At 61.2% G+C, this 17,486-nt stretch carries 13 protein-coding genes; 7 read left to right on the plus strand and 6 right to left on the minus strand.

The features are described 5' to 3' along the window. Positions 1-103 precede the first annotated feature (103 nt). The 3 genes from OA90_RS01860 to OA90_RS01870 form a co-directional block, all read right to left on the minus strand. Positions 104-1,138 carry a glycine betaine/L-proline ABC transporter ATP-binding protein gene (locus OA90_RS01860; RefSeq protein ID WP_068406228.1) on the minus strand — a complete coding sequence of 345 codons (1,035 nt, stop codon included), beginning with the start codon at positions 1,136-1,138 and terminating at the stop codon, positions 104-106. Continuing rightward, positions 1,131-2,015: a proline/glycine betaine ABC transporter permease gene (locus tag OA90_RS01865; RefSeq protein WP_068406231.1), complete on the minus strand. Its 885-nt coding sequence runs from the start codon at positions 2,013-2,015 to the stop codon at positions 1,131-1,133. The genes OA90_RS01860 and OA90_RS01865 overlap by 8 nt, the downstream gene beginning before the upstream one ends. Before the next feature lie 78 nt (positions 2,016-2,093). Next, positions 2,094-3,086, minus strand: coding sequence for an ABC transporter substrate-binding protein (locus OA90_RS01870; RefSeq protein WP_068406234.1), 993 nt, complete (start codon positions 3,084-3,086; stop codon positions 2,094-2,096). A gap of 593 nt (positions 3,087-3,679) precedes the next feature. On the opposite strand from OA90_RS01870, the gene OA90_RS01875 reads away from it, so the two are divergent. The 3 genes from OA90_RS01875 (at position 3,680) to OA90_RS01885 (ending at position 5,942) form a co-directional block, all read left to right on the plus strand. Further along, a complete protein-coding gene (locus tag OA90_RS01875) occupies positions 3,680-4,093 on the plus strand; it encodes a VOC family protein (RefSeq protein WP_068406236.1) in 414 nt (137 codons plus the stop codon). Beyond that, positions 4,090-5,037: a glyoxylate/hydroxypyruvate reductase A gene (locus tag OA90_RS01880; RefSeq protein ID WP_068406239.1), complete on the plus strand. Its 948-nt coding sequence runs from the start codon at positions 4,090-4,092 to the stop codon at positions 5,035-5,037. The genes OA90_RS01875 and OA90_RS01880 overlap by 4 nt, the downstream gene beginning before the upstream one ends. An 86-nt stretch (positions 5,038-5,123) precedes the next feature. Then, positions 5,124-5,942, plus strand: coding sequence for a sugar phosphate isomerase/epimerase family protein (locus OA90_RS01885; protein ID WP_068406242.1), 819 nt, complete (start codon positions 5,124-5,126; stop codon positions 5,940-5,942). Positions 5,943-6,296: 354 nt separating this feature from the next. On the opposite strand, the gene gndA is transcribed toward OA90_RS01885, so the two are convergent. Continuing rightward, entirely contained in the window at positions 6,297-7,721 is a 1,425-nt protein-coding gene (gndA, locus tag OA90_RS01890; RefSeq protein ID WP_068406244.1) for an NADP-dependent phosphogluconate dehydrogenase, read from the minus strand. Positions 7,722-8,007: 286 nt separating this feature from the next. Here gndA and OA90_RS01895 point away from each other — a divergent pair, with 286 nt between their 5' ends. Both OA90_RS01895 and OA90_RS01900 read left to right on the plus strand, forming a co-directional pair. Beyond that, positions 8,008-8,988 carry an ABC transporter substrate-binding protein gene (locus OA90_RS01895; RefSeq protein WP_068406617.1) on the plus strand — a complete coding sequence of 327 codons (981 nt, stop codon included), beginning with the start codon at positions 8,008-8,010 and terminating at the stop codon, positions 8,986-8,988. Positions 8,989-9,241: 253 nt separating this feature from the next. Beyond that, positions 9,242-10,942 carry an iron ABC transporter permease gene (locus OA90_RS01900; RefSeq protein ID WP_068406247.1) on the plus strand — a complete coding sequence of 567 codons (1,701 nt, stop codon included), beginning with the start codon at positions 9,242-9,244 and terminating at the stop codon, positions 10,940-10,942. A gap of 154 nt (positions 10,943-11,096) precedes the next feature. Here the strand turns inward: OA90_RS01900 and OA90_RS01905 are convergent, their stop codons facing one another. Together OA90_RS01905 and OA90_RS01910 are read right to left on the minus strand one after the other, a co-directional pair. Beyond that, positions 11,097-12,143 carry an ABC transporter ATP-binding protein gene (locus tag OA90_RS01905; RefSeq protein WP_068406249.1) on the minus strand — a complete coding sequence of 349 codons (1,047 nt, stop codon included), beginning with the start codon at positions 12,141-12,143 and terminating at the stop codon, positions 11,097-11,099. 52 nt (positions 12,144-12,195) lie between these two features. Then, entirely contained in the window at positions 12,196-13,113 is a 918-nt protein-coding gene (locus tag OA90_RS01910) for an aminoglycoside phosphotransferase family protein (RefSeq protein WP_068406253.1), read from the minus strand. A 264-nt stretch (positions 13,114-13,377) separates the two neighbouring features. Here OA90_RS01910 and OA90_RS01915 point away from each other — a divergent pair, with 264 nt between their 5' ends. Further along, positions 13,378-14,955 (plus strand): trimethylamine methyltransferase family protein, encoded by a 1,578-nt coding sequence (locus tag OA90_RS01915; protein ID WP_068406622.1) that lies wholly within the window; start codon positions 13,378-13,380, stop codon positions 14,953-14,955. A gap of 68 nt (positions 14,956-15,023) precedes the next feature. Continuing rightward, positions 15,024-17,459, plus strand: a complete 2,436-nt coding sequence (locus tag OA90_RS01920) for an FAD-dependent oxidoreductase (protein ID WP_068406255.1) — start codon at positions 15,024-15,026, stop codon at positions 17,457-17,459. Positions 17,460-17,486: the final 27 nt, after the last annotated feature.

Below are 17,486 nucleotides of genomic sequence, written 5' to 3' on the forward strand. Positions count from 1 at the left end.
GTAACAAACGGGCGCCACAAAAAAGCCCCGGAAGTGTCCCCGGGGCTTTTGCGTTCCAGCTGCCTCCCGGCGCAAGGCCGGGTAGCGGAACCGGATACCGGCATCAAAGTGTTGCCGGTGTTACCATTGCACTGATCGTATCCTGCACATTCAGGACGCCGACCGGCCGGCCGTCACCGTTGACGACGCTCGCCTCGCCCAGACCGGTTTCGGCGAAGGTCTTGGCCGCCTCTTCCAGCATGATGCCGCTGGAGATCGTCAGGCCGCCTTCTTTCACGGTCCTGGTCTTGTCCATGACAGTATCCACCAGGATCACCCGTCCGCGGTTCACTTCCTTGACGAAGTCGGCGATGTACTGATCCGCAGGCCTCAGAACGATCTCCTGACCGGTCCCCTGCTGGATCACCGCACCGTCCCTGAGAATGGCGATCTTGTCGCCGAGACGCAGGGCTTCGTCCAGATCGTGAGTAATGAAGACGATGGTCTTGTGCAGTTCCTCCTGGAGATCCAGAAGCACGGTCTGCATGTCCATCCGGATCAGCGGATCGAGCGCGGAGAAGGCTTCATCCATCAGCAGGATGTCGGCATCGTTGGTCAACGCCCGGGCAAGCCCCACACGTTGCTGCATTCCGCCGGAAAGCTGATTCGGATAATGATCCTCAAAACCTTCCAGCCCGACACGGGCAATCCAGCGTGCGGCCCGATTTTCCGCCTCTTTCATCGGCACGCCCTGGATCTCCAGACCGTAAACGGTGTTTTTCATCACCGTGCGGTGTGGCAGAAGCGCGAATTTCTGGAACACCATCGCGGTCTTGTGCCGGCGGAATTCCCGCAGTTCCTTCTGGGTCATCTTGCAGACGTCTTCGCTGCCGTAGAGAACCTCGCCGTCGGTCGGATCGATCAGCCGGTTGATATGCCGGATCAGGGTCGACTTTCCCGAACCGGACAAGCCCATCACCACCTCGATCTTGCCACCGGGCATGGAGATGTTGATGTCGTTCAGACCAAGAACATGGTTGAATTTTTCATTCAGTTCGGCCTTGGACATGCCGTCCTTGACCTTCTGAACCATCTCCTTGCCGTTCGGTCCGAAGATTTTATAGAGATTCTTGATCTCTATGCCTGTTGCCTCACCCATGGACCACCTCCGAATGTTTCTGAAGGCGCTTGCCATAGGCCTGTGTGGCCCGATCGAAGATGATCGCAATGGACACGATGGCGAGGCCGCTGAGGACCCCTGCGGTCAGATACTGATTGTTGATTGCGTTCAGGACTTCCTGCCCGAGCCCCTTAACGCCGATCATCGAGGCGACGACAACCATTGACAGTGACATCATGATGCACTGGTTGATACCGGCCATGATGGTGGGAAGCGCGAGCGGCAGCTGAACATTCATGAGCTTCTGGCTGCCGCTTGACCCGAAAGCGTCGGCCGCTTCGAGAACATCCTGGTCAACCAGACGGATGCCGAGATTGGTCAGGCGGATCATCGGCGGAATGGCGTAGATCACCACGGCGATGAGGCCAGGAACCTTGCCGATACCGAAAATCATGACAACCGGGATCAGGTAGACGAAGCTTGGCATGGTCTGCATGAGATCCAGCACCGGATTGACCAGCCGCTGGACGCGATCGGACCGCGCCATGAAAATTCCGATAGGAATGCCCAGCACGATCGCCAGCAAGGTACAGACCGTGACCATGGCGATGGTTCGCATGGTGTCTTCCCACAGGCCGAAAACGCCAATCAGAGCCAGAGCAATGACTGTGCCGACGGTGATGCTCACCTTCCGGCTCATCAGAAAGACGATCCCCGCGAAGAACGCCAGCACGAGTGGCCAGGGTGAGGTGATCAGAAGCCGTTCCAGCAAAACCAGGAAGTCTTGCAGAGGGTCGAAGAATTTGTCGATCAGATCGCCATAGGCTCTGGTGAACTCCTTGAACGATCCATCGATGGTTTTCTTGATTGTCAGCAAATTGCCCCGGCTGAGCGAGGGAAATTCTATCCAGTCCATCTTATCTGTCCCGATGGTATTATTGCCCCTTATGGATGAGGCCGCGCCTCAGGCGCGGCCTCGGTCTTTTCTGCCTTTTTACAGAGAGGCTTTTACCTTCTCCGCAACTTCCGGGCTGACCCACTTGGACCAGACGTCCTGGAAGTTTTCCAGGAAGTAGTAGGCACCGTCTTCGTTGCTCGCCTGGTTGTCCGTCATCCAGGCCAGGACCTTGCCGGCCGTCCGGTTATCCCAGGTGCGGCCTTTGACGTAGTCCATTGCCGGACCTGCCTTTTCTGAGAAATCCTTGGTCACCACGGTGTAGACTTCAGACTTCACCCAGGAATTCGGCTTCGGATCCGCACAGTCTTCGACCACGGTGCAGTTGTCCCACTCTTCCTTGTTATGCGGCGTTTCGAAGTCGAGCAGAGTCATGTCGTACTTGCCGAGAATGGCGGTCGGTGCCCAGTAATAGCCGAGCCAGCCTTCCTTGCGCTCGTTGGCGCGGGCGAGCGCGCCATCGAGGCCCGCTGCGGAACCCGGGTCGACGATTTCAAAGCCGCCGTCGTCGAAACCGAATGCGCGGAACAGGTTGCCGGTGGTGATGCGGCAGTTCCAGCCGGTCGGGCAGCTGTAGAAAGCGCCCTTGCTGTCGTCTTCCGCGCCCGGGAACAGTTCCGGATGCGCCAGAGCATCCTTGACCGTGTAGATGTCGTGTTCCTCGGCGAGAAATGTCGGAACCCAGAAGCCCTCGACGCCGCCTTCGTTCAGGATCTCGCCACCGATGATCAGGGAGCCTTCGGCAACGGCTGCGTCGAGCGGCTCACGCACAGCGTTGATCCAGAGCTCCGGAGCCATGTCCGGCTCACCTTTTTCGTTCATCGAGGTGAAGGTCGGCATGGTGTCGCCGGTAACCAGCTCCACATTGCAGCCATAGCCGTTTTCGAGGATCAACTTGTCGATCTGCGCGATTGCGCCAGCGGATGCCCAGTTCATTTCGGCAACGGTAACCGTGCCGCACTCTTCCGCCAAGGCGGACGACGCCATGCCGATCAGAGCGGTCGCGGCGACCGAGACTAACAACTTCTTCATGAGGGTACTCCTGTGCAGTCTGTTTGCTTGAGTTTGAATTGGGCACGAAAAGAAAACACTTCTGCTGAAGTATTGAATTCCCGACACATCCAAAGAAAAGGTATTACGAGCAAAGAACGCGTAAAAACCAAGAAGGCTATGAGATTATTTTTATTCAATAATGCCTTCATGTTACGCATATACGTTATTATTGCTCTGGCACCCCGACCTCAACCTCCCCAGTCAGTTGGAAGGTCATATGACGTATTACGTTCCGATCATGGGCGCTACGACCAATACAATTGCATTATGTTGCCTTTAGCACAACAGTATAGCCGCACTTCTCATACCATTCATACGAATAATTTCCCGAACGAGCCTGCAAACGACATTTTCATGCCTGTAATCGTCATATTTACTAATTATCTTCCGACAGGTGATTCTTGCAATTGCTCCAATATGCGAGAAAAGAGCTCCCCGGCACCGCCTTGCGAAGGCAGGGTCCCGGATCCGTCGTCGTCGTTTGCCGCCGAATTTCACCAGAGCATCAGATCACGGCTTTGCAACCGGGAAGGAAATGCTATGAGCGCAGTGTCTTTTCCAAGGAGAACCCGATGCAGCCCTGTTTTCATCTCGCCTATCATGTCACCGATCTGGACGAAGCCCGTGCCTTCTACGGTGACCTGCTCGGCTGCCGGGAAGGCCGAAGCACCGACACCTGGGTGGACTTCAATTTCTTCGGCCATCAACTGTCGCTGCATCTCGGCAAGCCGTTCGAGACAACGAATACCGGCAAGGTCGGCGACCATATGGTGCCGATGCCGCACCTCGGTGTGGTTCTCGCCATGCCCGAGTGGCGCACTCTCGCGGACAGGCTGACAGCTTCAAAACTCGCCTTTATCATTGCCCCCACGATCCGCTTTGAGGGCCAGCCGGGCGAACAGAGCACCATGTTTTTCACAGACCCTTCCGGGAACCCGATCGAGATCAAGGGCTTTGCCGACCAGGCAGGAGTTTTCGCATCATGAAACCGCTCGTCGCCTTTATCTCCCAATCGATCTTCGGTGACCGGCAGGCCTGGGAGGAGCTCCTGCCCGAGGCCCTTTCAGGGATCGCCGAAATCAAACCCTTCGCCGACATGACGGACGAAGAACGCCACGCCGCGACGCTGGCAATCGTCGCCAACCCCGATCCGGCGGAAGTTGCCGCACTTCCCAATCTCGTCTGGATGCAGAGCCTGTGGGCCGGTGTCGAGCGGCTGACCGCCGAACTGCCTGAAGACGGCCCGTTGATCGTGCGTCTCACCGACCCGCAAATGGCGGAAACCATGTCCGAGGCCGTGCTGGCCTGGACGCTTTATCTCCATCGCGACATGCCGCGTTACATGGCACAGCAGCGCCTCAAGATCTGGCACGAGCATGAATACCTTGCGGCGGCGGACCGCACGGTCGGCATTCTCGGCCTCGGCAATCTCGGCAGCGCCGCAGCGCAGCGTCTCCACGCCAACGGTTTCAATGTCCTTGGCTGGAGCCGCAGCGAAAAGACGCTGGAGGGCATTTCCTGCCACCATGGCCCGGAGGGTCTGCTTACGGTTCTGACGCGGTCGGACATCGTCGTTCTTCTCATGCCGTTGACGGACGAGACACGGGGCATGATCGGCGCTGCGGAACTGCAGGCCTGCAAACAGGGAGCCTGTCTGATCAACTTCGCCCGCGGCCCGATCCTCGACACCCGGGCGCTGATCGCGGCGCTCGATCACGGACCGCTCGCGCATGCCGTGCTGGACGTCTTCGAAACAGAACCTCTGCCCGCGTCCGATCCGCTCTGGCAGCACGAGAAAGTCACCGTGCTTCCGCATGTCTCGGCGCCGACGACCAGAAGCACGGCGTCCAGAATCGTCGCAGGCAACATCGAACGTTACTTCCGAACCGGGGAAATACCGCCGAGTGTCGACAGGAAACGGGGATACTGAGTATTTTGGAAAACGCGTCGCAATAGTGTCAAGGATGCCGACGTATCACGCGGGCAACCTTTCTCTCTGGATCGCAAGGTAGCCTCATGTCCGATCTTCCCGTCCTCGGTGCCGCTCTCAACCTCGACTCTCTGGAAACTCACCGCAAGCTGATGCTCGACAAGCCGAGGGATCTGGAGCTGCAGGATTTCTGGCAGGCCGAAGTTCTCAACGGGGACTGGAAACCTCTGGTCGACAGGGCGAAACACCTTCTCGACGGTCAGCAGGGGCGCGTCGGCATCCACGGGCCGTTCATGGGCTTCGCCATCGACTCGTTTGACGTCGATGTCCGCGAAATCGTCAGGAAGCGGCTGCTTCAGGGCCTTGAAGTCTGCGAAGCCCTCGGCGGCACTCACATGGTGGTGCACAGCCCCTATTCGACCTGGGATTACAACAACCTGGACAACCTCGAGAACAGCCGCGAACGAAAGACCGAACTCTGCCACCTGACTATGAAGGACTCCGTCAGGCGTGCCGAGGATATAGGCTGCGAACTTGTCATTGAGAATATCGAGGACAAGGATCCCCATGCCCGTGTCGAACTGGCGCGCAGCTTCGGCTCGGATGCGGTCAAGGTCTCGATCGACACCGGCCATGCCCATTACGCCCATGGCTCCACCGGGGCCCCGCCGGTCGATTATTACGTCAAGGCCGCCGGAAACACTCTGCGCCATATTCACCTGCAGGATGCCGACGGCTATGCCGACCGCCACTGGACTCTCGGCGAAGGCACCGTCAACTGGCGCGCGGTCTTCGGAGCCCTGGGCGAACTCACCAGCACGCCGCGCCTCATCATAGAACTCCGCGACCACTCTGGTTTACCCACCTCCATCGCCAACATGGCGGCCCTGAGTCTGGCGCAGTAGGAAACGAGGGCAAAAGCTCCCGTCGGCGTGCCCCACCGTGCCGTCATCCCGGACAAGTGCAGCAAGGCTGCACGCAGATCCGGGATCCAGCGCATCAGCGTGAGCGCAGCGAACACCTGTTTGACAAGAAACGCGCAGGCGCTCGGATGATATGCCGCGTCTCAGGTCGGCGCACAGCTGTCCGGAGAGCCTCGTTGCGGATACGGGCGCCAACTATCTCCCACCGCGCTGTCCCGGCCCTGAGCCGGGACCTGCATTGCGGGTCACACGGAAGAGGCCCCGGCTCAGGGCCGGGGCTGCGCCTTTATTTCCTCACCCTTCGCAAAACATGGACTGCAGCAGGCACGCGTGCCTTTACCCCATCGCCCATGGGCCGTGGTAGCCGCTGCCGTCCTTGTCGGTGCGCTCGAAGCCGTGCGCGCCGAAGAAGTCGCGCTGACCCTGCAACATGTTGGCGGTGGAGCGGGACGTGCGCATGATGTCGAAATAGGACAGCGCGGCGGAAAGCGCGGGAACCGGCAATCCATGCAGCGCAGCCTGCGCCACCACCTGCCGCAGGCTGGCCTCGGTTTCTTTCAGTTTTTCGGAGAAGAACGGCGCCAGCATCAGGTTACGCTCCGCATCGTCGGCCAGGGCGGACGACATGTCGTTGAGCATGGCGGAGCGGATGATGCAGCCGTTGCGCCAGATCCGGGCGATCTGCGGCAGCGGCATGGCCCAGCCATATTGTTTGGCCGCTTCCAGGATAAGCCCGAATCCCTGCGCGTAGCAGATGATCTTGCCGGCAACCAGCGCTGCCTCCAGTGCGTCGATGGTCACCGCTTCGCGGTCCATCTCTGTCGGAGCGGCGCCGAATTCGCTTTCGCCCGCCTTGCGCTCATCCAGCCTGGCCGACATGTTGCGGGCCGCGACGGCCGCTTCGATGGCGCTGGCCGGTGTGCCCAGCATCAAGGCCTCGATGGCCGTCCAGCGGCCGGTGCCCTTCTGACCCGCCTTGTCCAGAATGATGTCCAGCATCGGCTTGCCGGTTTCCGGATCCGCCGTTTTCGCGACCTTGCCGGAAATCTCGATCAGATAGGACTGCAGGATGCCGCCGTTCCATTTTTCCAGAACGCTGCCGATTTCCTCGGACGACAGGCCGAAACCGTCGCGCATGACGCCATAGACTTCGGCGATCATCTGCATGTCGGCGTATTCGATGCCGTTGTGAACGGTCTTGACCAGATGTCCGGCCCCGGCTTCGCCCATGTAGGCCGCGCAGGGTTCGCCCTCATGCTTGGCGGAAATAGCTTCAAGGATGTGACCAACCTGGTCCCAGGCATCCCGGGCGCCGCCGCCCATGATGGAAGGTCCGAAGCGGGCGCCTTCCTCGCCGCCCGAAACGCCGATCCCCATGAAGCGCGGACCTTTCTCGGAAGCTTCGGCAGCACGGCGGTTGGTGTCGTGGTAGTTCGCATTGCCCGCGTCGATGATCAGGTCGCCGCTGTCCAGCAGTGGCCGCAGCGCTTCGATCTGCGCATCGACCGCTTCACCGGCGGGCACCATCAGGATCACCGCCCGCGGTGACTTGATCGCGGCAACGAACTCCTGAAGGGTCTCGGTGGGCACGAGTTGTCCGGCAAGATCGCCGGCCTTTGCGATGAACTGGCCGGTTTTCTCCGTCGTCCGGTTGTAAACCGCGATCTGAAAGCCATGTTCGGCAATGTTGAGCGCCAGATTGCCGCCCATGGTCCCGAGGCCGATCAGGCCGATTTCTGCTACAGCGCCCTGTGAGCTCATGAACTGCGCCTTCCTTTAAATCGATCTAATACGGAATGCGTTCACATCATTCCGCTTCGGTTTGTATTCAGGCGGTGATAGCCGACCACCGGCGATCCGGCAATGCTTGCTGAGGGGCGATTCCCAAAATGAAGAGCGCGCCTCAAACCGGTGCCGGGTGGGAAACTCGAATAAAACGGCCCATCCGCACCTTTTGCGCGGCAATCAAAAAAATCTGTCACACAAGCCTGCTACGCGGAAAGCCATCCGCAATCCATCCAGCGGTTCCGCGCAAAGGATCTGTCACATGAAAAGACTTCTCGTTGCAGCCGGCCTCCTGGCCGCCGTCTCCACGTCCGCTTTCGCCGAGGATGTTTCCGGCAAGCTCGTCCTTTATACCTCTCAGCCGAACGCGGACGCCCAGGCGACCGTTGACGCCTTCACCGCCATGTATCCGGAAGTCGAAGTCGACTGGGTCCGCGACGGCACAACCAAGGTGATGGCGAAGCTGCGGGCGGAATTCGAAGCCGGCGCGCCGAAGCCCGATGTGCTGCTGATTGCAGACATGGTGACCATGGAAGGCCTGAAGAAAGAAGGGCGCCTGATGGCCCATGAGGGCGCCGATGTCTCCGCCTACGATCCGGCGATCATGGACAAGGGCAAGAACTATTTTTCCACCAAGCTGATCACCACCGGCATCATGTACAACACCAATGCGCCGATGAAGCCGACCTCCTACAAGGATCTGCTCAAGGCGGACGCCAGGGACAAGCTGGCCATGCCCTCGCCGCTGACTTCCGGCGCAGCGACCATTCACATGACGGCGCTGACCTCCAATCCGGATCTCGGCTGGGCCTATTACGAAGGTCTCGCCGACCAGGGCGCCAATCCCAAAGGCGGAAACGGCGGCACTTACAAGGCCATAGCAGGCGGTGAAAAGCTCTATGGCTTCGTCGTCGATTTCCTGCCGATCCGTGAAAAACTCAAGGGTGCTCCCGTCGAGTTCGTTTTCCCCGAAGAAGGCGTCTCCGCCGTCACCGAGCCGGTGGCGATCCTCTCCACCGCGCAGAACACCGCTGCGGCGAAAGCCTTCGTCGACTTCCTGATCTCCGAGGACGGCCAGAAGCTGGCGGCTTCCCAGGGCTATCTTCCGGCCCATCCGGGTGTTCAGGCTCCCGAAGGCTTCCCCGCCCGCGACCAGATCAAGCTCATGGCTTTCGATCCGGCCGAGGCACTGGAAAAGGATCAGGCCAACAAGATGAAGTTCACTGAAATCTTCGGCGGCTGATCCGCTCAACGCACACCAAACCGGGCAGCGCGGGGTTTCCGCGCTGTCTCCCCACACACCCAAACGTCATTCCGGACAAGCGCAGCGAAAGCTGCGCGCTGATCCGGAATGCAGATATCAGCATGAGTGAAGCGAATACTTCAGTGATAGGGAACTTGCCGCGCCTTCTGCGCATAATGTGTCTGGATTCCGGCTCGGCGCTCGGCTCCGCCTCACGTGTCCGGAATGACGTCGGCAAACGGCGATAAGACCGTTGCAAACCCTGCCGACAGCCGAAAAATCGACCCTCCTGCTCCTTGTCGCCGGTGCCACGCTGATCTGCGGCCTGCCTCTTCTTCTTCTGTTCAAAACCGGTCTGACAAGTGACACCGGCCTCGACTTCGGGCCGCTGCTTGAGGCCGTTCGGAGCCGGTCGGTGCAGCGCGCGCTCTGGCATTCCATCGAAAGCAGCTTTCTGTCCGCGCTCGCCGCCACGCTGCTCGGCACCTTTCTGGCGCTGCTGATCGGCCTGACCGACATCCGGGCCAAGGGTCTTCTGGTGTTCCTCGTTCTGCTGCCGATGATGATCCCCCCGCATGTGACAGCCATCGCCTGGATACAGACACTCGGACCGGCGAGCCCCGTGCTGCGCTGGCTGGGTCTGGCGCCGGAACTGGGGTCCACCCATCCGCTGTATTCGCGCGCGGGTCTTGTCCTCCTCCTGACGCTGCAGCACGCACCGCTGGTGTTTCTTCTGGTACGCGCGGCCCTCAGATCGTTTCCGCGCGAATTGTCGGATGCCGCGCGAACGTCCGGGGCTCCGGCCTTTACCATGCTCCGGCGCATTACACTTCCCCTGCTAGGCCCGTCCCTTCTGGCCGGGTTCGCCCTTGCCTTCGTCGCAGCCCTGGGAAATTTCGGCATCAATGCCCTGATCGGCATTCCCGCCCGCTACACCACATTGCCGGTTCTGGTCTGGCGCCGGCTGGCCAGTTTCGGACCGGACGTGCTGCCCAACGTCACGGTTATCTCAGTCATTCTGGCGCTGGTGGCGCTGGCCGCCATCGTGATCCAGAGCCTGTTGCAGCAGCGAATGCGCAGCGGCCTGATCGGCCTGCCTCAGGACCCGCTCGCAATTTCCCTCGGTCGCAAGAGACCTTGGGTGGAAGCCCTTGTCTGGCTCTTCGTCACCTCCGTGCTCCTGCTGCCCGCCGCCTCCCTTCTGGCAACCGCCGTGGTAAGAACCTACGGCCTGCCGCTCTCGGCCGAAACGCTGACACTGGACAATTTCACCGAAGTCCTGTGGCGGCAATCGGTGACCCTGCGCGCCTTTGCCAACTCCACATTCATTGCCGGTGTCGCCGCAGCGGTCATCGCCCTGATCAGCCTGCTGCTCGGGTATTATCTGGCACATAGGCATGCGGGACATCGCCGCTGGGCGGGTGTTGCATTCACCCAGTCCGAGATCGCCTTCGCGGTGCCGGGACTTGTCATGTCGATTGCCTTCATTCTGGCTTTCATCCGGCCGCTGCCGGTCTTCGGCGTCTCCATCTACGGCACGCTCTGGATCATTCTGATCGCCTATGTCTCGGTGTTTCTCGCCGTCGGCCTCAAGCCGGTCACAGCCGCCTTCCTGCAGATGGATACGTCTCTGGAAGATGCGGCCAGGGTTTCCGGTGCCGGCTTCTTCCGGCGCATGCGCAGGATCTTCGCTCCGCTCGCCGCACCCTCGGCCGCCTCGGGCGCCATTCTCGTCTTCCTGACTGCCTACAACGAAGTCACGGTCTCCGCCCTGCTCTGGTCGACCGGCAACGAGACCATCGGCACGACCATCTTCAACTACGAGGACGGCGGCTACACCACCCTGGCGGCAGCCATGTCCACCGTCGTCGTCCTCGCCACCATCGTCATCATGCTGGGCATGAACGCGCTGGCTGGAAGAGTTCCCGCCGGAACGATCCCCTGGAAGGATTGAGGGGCATTCTTCTCCGGTTCATGCCGCTGGGACAATGCGCAGCCGAGATCCGGATTCAGGCCATCGCACTCATCTGCTTTTCCGGCAGGGTCGCTGCGGCTTACCGGATCCCTGACTTGACTTCGTCACACCGGAAGAACACCGAAAACGATTGCTACTCCGGCAGCACCCAGCCACGGATAATCTCCAGCCGGAGCGTATCGCCAGGCGACGCCTTGCGGTTGAGGATCATCAGCAAGGGGTCCTGCAAGCCCTCGAGCGTCACGAAGACTTCCCAGTATCCGCCCCTGTAAATTGTCTTTTGAACCGTGGCGGCAAATCCGTGCGGACCGGTCGCCAGCACAAGGTGCTCGGGCCGCAGCAGCAGAGTTGCCGGTCCGGGAGCAGTCTGCTCAGGGCACGCCACTTCAAGGGTAACCCCGGCGAAGCTGATTTCCGCCGCGCCGGCCTCTTCACGCAGAACCGTCACGGGAACCAGGGTGCTGCGGCCGATAAAGCCCGCGACACGTTTGGACAGCGGCCGCCGGTAGAGCGTGTCCGGATCGGCCACCTGCAGGATCTCACCGTCCCACATCACGGCGACCTTGTCGGCAAGCGCCATCGCCTCGCGCTGATCGTGAGTGATGAACAGGGTGGTTGCACCGCTCGCCGCATGGAAGACGGCAAGCTCTTCCTCCATGGCGCTGCGAAGATGCGGATCGAGATTGGCCAGCGGTTCGTCCATCAGCACGGTGCCAGCCCCTTGTGCCAGACAGCGGGCCAGGGCCACACGCTGGCGCTGACCGCCTGACAGTTCCGCCGGTCTGCGCTGGCGAAACTCGCTCAGGGCGACTGTCTCGAGGCATTCGGCGACCCTTTCCGAAACCGCGGACCGTTTCGCACCCGCGGTTTCAAGCGGAAACGCCACATTGGCACCGACATTCATATGCGGCCACAGGGCATAGGACTGGAACACGACTCCGACCTGCCGCTGTTCCGGAGGAACATGCAGCCCGTCACCGGCAACCGGCTGACCGTCCAGGGAGATGTCCCCGCGATCGATCGGCTCCAGTCCGGCGATGGCTCTCAACAGTGTGGACTTGCCGCATCCCGACGGCCCCACGACAACGAAAAACATGCCGTCCTCGATCGAGAGCGAGACCTTGTTCAAGGCTTTGTGGGCGCCGAAAGACCTGGTGACGGAAGCAAGATGGATGGACATGCTTTCCGGTATCGTTCTCATGTGACAAAACGATTACACAGGCCCGCTGGACCTAACGGTTTTTGAGGCGCAGCAGCAGATCCACCTCTTCTTCCAGTGCCCGGCCGTAGGCGCGGGCGGCCGGGGCGTTGGAATGCGTCAGGGTTTCCTGCCGGAGCAGGCAATAGGCCGCCAGCCGCCAGTGATAGGCGCTGCGTTCTTCCAGAAACCGGCCGACAGTGTCCCGGTCGGGGTAATGCTGCAGGAACAGGTCTTCCGCATGAGCGACCAGCGGGTGCAGGCCGTAGAGTATGGCAAGACCGGGCGACACGAAGCCGGCTATGTCCTCGATCGGGTCGCCAAGGCCGGCATACTGCCAGTCGATCAGCCGTACCCCGCCTGCTGTCGCCAGAATGGTGCCGAGGCAGAAGCTGCGATGCACCAGCGAACGCTCGACCACCCGCTGTTCGACCAGTGTATCGGCCGGACGCAAACGCTTGAGATTGGCGGCCTTGCGGCTGTCCGGAATGGCCGCAAGCATGGCATCGCCCCGCGCCAGAACCTCGTGAAATCCCGCCGGAACCGTCTGATGGCCTTGTATGGTTTCCTTCAGCGCCGCGAAGCGCCCGATCAGATCCGCGGCCTCGGCAACATCGAGTTCGTCCGATTTCGCGGGATCGTAGCCATACACAAGAAGGGGCGTACCGGTGGGACTGGTCACAAAGACTTCCAGTTCCGGGGCAAGCGCATGCCGGGCAAGCACGTTCAGCGCGTCGGCTTCCTGCCGCGGCAAGGTTGGATAAAGCGCGTTGTCCTCGTTGCCGGGAAAGAACTCCTTGATGACATAAACCCGCTTTGCGGAGTCCAGACGCCAGAAACGGCTGGTGTAGTTGACCGGCAGGGGGCGCAGAAACGCGGTGGACCAGTCTGCCACCGGCAAACAGGTTTTCAGGAATGCCAGCAATTGCGTATCCGAAAGCCGTTCGCTCACTTGCACCTCTCGTCCCGCGGCGGATCCTCGTCAACCCTGATGCTCCGATCCAGTTGAAGCCGTCAAGCCAAAGTTTCATGTCCTCGCCGCCATGGCGGCCCGAAAGCCGGCGATGTCGGAGTTGTAGCACTGACCGTCGCTCTGAGACTGCACGGCAAATCGGCCACCTCCGGTAGGTTCAGGCCTGAGGGAACTGTCCGGCAGTGCGGGCGCCCCGCCGCTGCAATCCGGCATGCGGCCTCATGAAACAGGATGGCGGACCAGATGACGGCTGATTTTGACGCAGCTCCCGTGAGCGACACGGCACCAGCCCGGCGCGGACGGCGGCGCAGGGGCGGCGCCAGCGACGGGCCGGAACTTTTCCCGCAGAAACCGTTCAGACAACCCCGGCATGTGTTCAAGCCGCTGGAGACCGTTTCCACCGACCAGTTGGAAGCGATCCATGACACCTCCATGCAGGTGCTTGAGGAAATCGGCATTGACTTCCTGCACGAAGAGGCCAGAGGGCTGTTGAAGGCCGCGGGCGCGGACGTGAAGCCAGGAGAAGACCGGGTGCGCATGGATCGCGCCATGGTTGCGGAGCTGATTGCCAAAGCTCCTGCCGAATTCACCATGCGTGCCCGCAACCGCGCCCATGACCTTCATATCGGCGGTGACGCCATCGCCTTTTCCTGTGTCGCCAGTGCCCCCAATGCGGTTGACCGTGAAAAGGGCCGGCGCCCCGGCAACCAGCAGGACTTCCGCGACTTCCTGAAACTCGCCCAGTTCTTCAACATCATTCATTGTGTGCTGGGCTATCCGGTCGAGCCGGTTGACCTGCACGCTTCCATCCGCCATCTCGACTGCGTTGCCGACATGGCCCGCATGACCGACAAGGTGTTTCACATCTACTCCCTCGGCCGGGAGCGGAACCTGGATGGCCTGGAGATCAGCCGCATCGCCAACGGTCTCTCCGCGGAAGACTTCATCAACACACCCTGTGTCGCTTCGGTGATCAATACCTCGTCTCCCCTGCGTCTCGATACGCCGATGTTGCAGGGCCTTATCGAGATGGCCCGGGCCGGCCAGGTCTCCATCGTCACACCCTTCACCCTGGCGGGCGCCATGGCGCCGGTAACCGTTGCAGGCGCGCTGACACTGCAGAACGCCGAAGCTCTCGCCGGCATCGCCTTCGCGCAGGTCGTTCGCCCCGGCGCGCCGGTCGTCTATGGCGGCTTCACTTCCAACGTCGACATGAAGTCCGGAGCGCCCGCCTTCGGCACTCCGGAATACATGAAGGCCGCCATCGTCGGCGGCCAGCTCGCACGCCGTTACAAGTTGCCCTACCGCTCCTCCGGTGTCTGCGCGGCCAACACAGTCGACTATCAGGCAGCGCTGGAAACCACGCTGTCCCAATGGGGTGCGGTCACCGGCGGCGGCAATATCATCAAGCACGCCGCCGGATGGCTGGAAGGCGGCCTCAGTGCCGGCTTCGAGAAGTTCATCACCGATGTCGATCTGCTGCAGATGCTCGCTGAATACATGACGCCGCTGGATGTCTCTGAAGAGGCGCTGGCGCTCGATGCGATCCGGGACGTGGGGCCCGCCGGACATTTCTTCGGCACGCAGCACACCCGGGATCGCTACAAGGATGCCTTTTATGCGCCGATTGTCTCCGACTGGCGCAATCACGAGACCTGGGCGGAGGCCGGCAGCCCGACCGCCTGCGACAAGGCCAACAGGCTCTACAAGGAAGCACTGAAGGCCTATGAGGCACCGGCGCTGGATCCGGCGATAGACGACGAAATCACCGCCTTTGTCGAAAGACGCAAGGCAGAAGGTGGTGCCCCCACCGACTTCTGACCCTGCCGAAACCCGAAATCGAACGAGCAATCATCCTTCCCGCAGGAAGGGCCTCCGGAGCAAGCTTCATGAAAACCCACACGCAGGTCGTTGTCATTGGTGGCGGTGTCGTCGGATGCAGTGTCCTCTACCATCTGACCAAGCTCGGCTGGAAGGACGTGACGCTGGTTGAGCGCGACGAACTCACCTCCGGATCGTCGTGGCATGCCGCCGGCGGGTTCCACACCCTGAACGGCGATCCGAATGTCGCCCAGCTGCAGAGCTACACCGTCGACCTCTACAAGGAACTGGAGGAAATCTCGGGCCAGTCGTGCAGCCTGCATCTGACCGGCGGCGTGATGCTCGCCGATACGCCGGAACGCATGGACTTCCTGCGTCTTGCCCAGGCCAAGGGCCGCTATCTGGGCATGGACCTGGAACTGATCTCCGTGACCGAAGCAAAGACGATGTTCCCGCTTCTCGACGAGAAACACTTCATCGGCGCGCTGTGGGATCCGGTCGAAGGCCACCTCGACCCGTCCGGCACCACCCATGCCTATGCCAAGGCCGCCCGCGTCAACGGCGCCACCGTCCACCGGCATACGAAAGTGGAGGAACTGGTCCAGACCCCGGACGGCACCTGGGACGTGATCACCGACAAGGGCACCATCCGCGCCGAGCATGTGGTCAATGCGGGCGGCTTGTGGGCACGCGAATGCGGCCGCATGGTCGGCATCGAGCTTCCGATCCTCGCCATGGAACACATGTATCTGCTGACGGATGAAATGCCCGAGGTCACCGCTCACAACAAGGCCACCGGGAAGGAGCTGATCGGCGTTCTGGACTTCGGTGGCGAAATCTACACCCGCCAGGAAGGCAAGGGCATCCTGCTCGGCACCTATGAGCAGAATTGCCGCCCCTGGAGCCCGCGCGAGACTCCCTGGGATTTCGGCCACGAACTGCTGCCGCCCGATCTCGACCGCATCGCGCCGGAACTGGAAGTCGGCTTCGAGCATTTCCCGGCGCTGCAAAATGCCGGCATCAGGCAGATCATCAACGGCCCCTTCACCTTCGCGCCCGACGGCAACCCGCTGATCGGGCCGGTCCGGGGCCTGCGCAACTACTGGGTTGCCTGCGGCGTCATGGCAGGTTTCAGCCAGGGCGGCGGCGTCGGTCTGACGCTCGCCAACTGGATGGTGAACGGCGATCCCGGCTATGACATCTGGGGCATGGATGTCGCCCGCTACGGCTCCTGGGCGACGCTCTCCTATACCAACGCCAAGGTTCAGGAGAACTACCGCCGCCGCTTCCGCATCCGCTTTCCCAACGAGGAACTGCCCGCCGGCAGGCCGCACCAGACCACCCCGCTCTACGACCGGATGATCGCGCAGGGCGCGGTGATGGGCGACAGCTGGGGCCTGGAGACCCCGCTCTGGTTTGCGCCGAAAGGCGACGAGCCGAAGGACATCGTATCCTTTCGCCGCTCCAACGACTTCGACGCCGTCGGCGCCGAATGCCGCGCCGTGCGCGAAAGCGTGGGCATCACCGAGATCGCCAACTTCGCCAAATACGAGATCACCGGCCCCGGCGCGGAAAGCTTCCTGTCGAAGCTGATGACCAACACCATGCCGAAGACCGGCCGCATCGTCCTGACGCCGATGCTGAACACCAGAGGCAAGCTGATCGGCGATTTCACAATTGCCCGCGCCGACGAGGAAAGATTCTACATGTTCGGCTCGTCCCAGGCGGAGATCCATCACATGCGCTGGTTCGAGCAGCACCTGCCCTCGGACGGCTCGGTCGTCATACGTGCCCTCAACCTCGGCTGGGTCGGCCTGTCCATCGCAGGTCCAAACGCCCGCAAGGTGCTGGCAAAAGTCACCGGCGACGACGTCTCGGGCGACGCCTTCCGCTTCATGGATTTTCGCGAGATGGACGTCGCCAGCGCTCCCTGCAAGGTCAATCGCATCAGCTATACCGGCGACCTTGGCTATGAGATCTGGATGGCCCCGGAATACGAACGTCAGGTCTATGAGGCGCTGATGGCGGCAGGGGCGGAATTCGGCATCCGCAATTTCGGCATGCGCGCGCTCTTGTCCCTGCGCCTGGAAAAGAACTTCGGCACCTGGTTCCGCGAGTTCCGGCCGATCTATGGCCCGTATGAAGCCGATCTCGGCCGCTTCGTGAAACTGTCGAAAGAGACGTTCATCGGCAAGGAAGCAGCCCGGACGGAAGTCGAGGAAGGACCGGAACGCCGGCGTGTCTCCTTTGTCGTCGATGCCTCGGATGCCGATGTCATGGGCGACGAGCCGGTCTGGCACCAGGGCAAGGTGATCGGCTGGATCACCTCCGGCGGCTATGCGCATTTCATCGGAAAATCCCTCGCCCAGGGCTACGTGCCGGCGGCGCTTGCCGAAGAGACCGGCGAAGGTGCCTTCGAAATCGAAATCCTCGGTGAGCGCCGCAAGGCGACCCTTATCATGGAACCGCTGTTCGACCCGAAAGCCGAACGCATGCGCATGTAGTCATTGCCTTCAAAAAAGCCCGACGCC

It is taken from the genome of Labrenzia sp. OB1 (assembly GCF_001624695.1).
Taxonomy (GTDB): domain Bacteria; phylum Pseudomonadota; class Alphaproteobacteria; order Rhizobiales; family Stappiaceae; genus Roseibium.

Excerpts from the sequence above, each read along its gene's own strand:
- OA90_RS01860 (WP_068406228.1), bottom strand. The coding sequence starts at position 1,138 with ATGGGTGAGGCAACAGGCATAGAGATCAAGAATCTCTATAAAATCTTC.
- OA90_RS01865 (WP_068406231.1), bottom strand. The coding sequence starts at position 2,015 with ATGGACTGGATAGAATTTCCCTCGCTCAGCCGGGGCAATTTGCTGACA.
- OA90_RS01870 (WP_068406234.1), bottom strand. The coding sequence starts at position 3,086 with ATGAAGAAGTTGTTAGTCTCGGTCGCCGCGACCGCTCTGATCGGCATG.
- OA90_RS01875 (WP_068406236.1), top strand. The coding sequence starts at position 3,680 with ATGCAGCCCTGTTTTCATCTCGCCTATCATGTCACCGATCTGGACGAA.
- OA90_RS01880 (WP_068406239.1), top strand. The coding sequence starts at position 4,090 with ATGAAACCGCTCGTCGCCTTTATCTCCCAATCGATCTTCGGTGACCGG.
- OA90_RS01885 (WP_068406242.1), top strand. The coding sequence starts at position 5,124 with ATGTCCGATCTTCCCGTCCTCGGTGCCGCTCTCAACCTCGACTCTCTG.
- gndA (WP_068406244.1), bottom strand. The coding sequence starts at position 7,721 with ATGAGCTCACAGGGCGCTGTAGCAGAAATCGGCCTGATCGGCCTCGGG.
- OA90_RS01895 (WP_068406617.1), top strand. The coding sequence starts at position 8,008 with ATGAAAAGACTTCTCGTTGCAGCCGGCCTCCTGGCCGCCGTCTCCACG.
- OA90_RS01905 (WP_068406249.1), bottom strand. The coding sequence starts at position 12,143 with ATGTCCATCCATCTTGCTTCCGTCACCAGGTCTTTCGGCGCCCACAAA.
- OA90_RS01915 (WP_068406622.1), top strand. The coding sequence starts at position 13,378 with ATGACGGCTGATTTTGACGCAGCTCCCGTGAGCGACACGGCACCAGCC.
- OA90_RS01920 (WP_068406255.1), top strand. The coding sequence starts at position 15,024 with ATGAAAACCCACACGCAGGTCGTTGTCATTGGTGGCGGTGTCGTCGGA.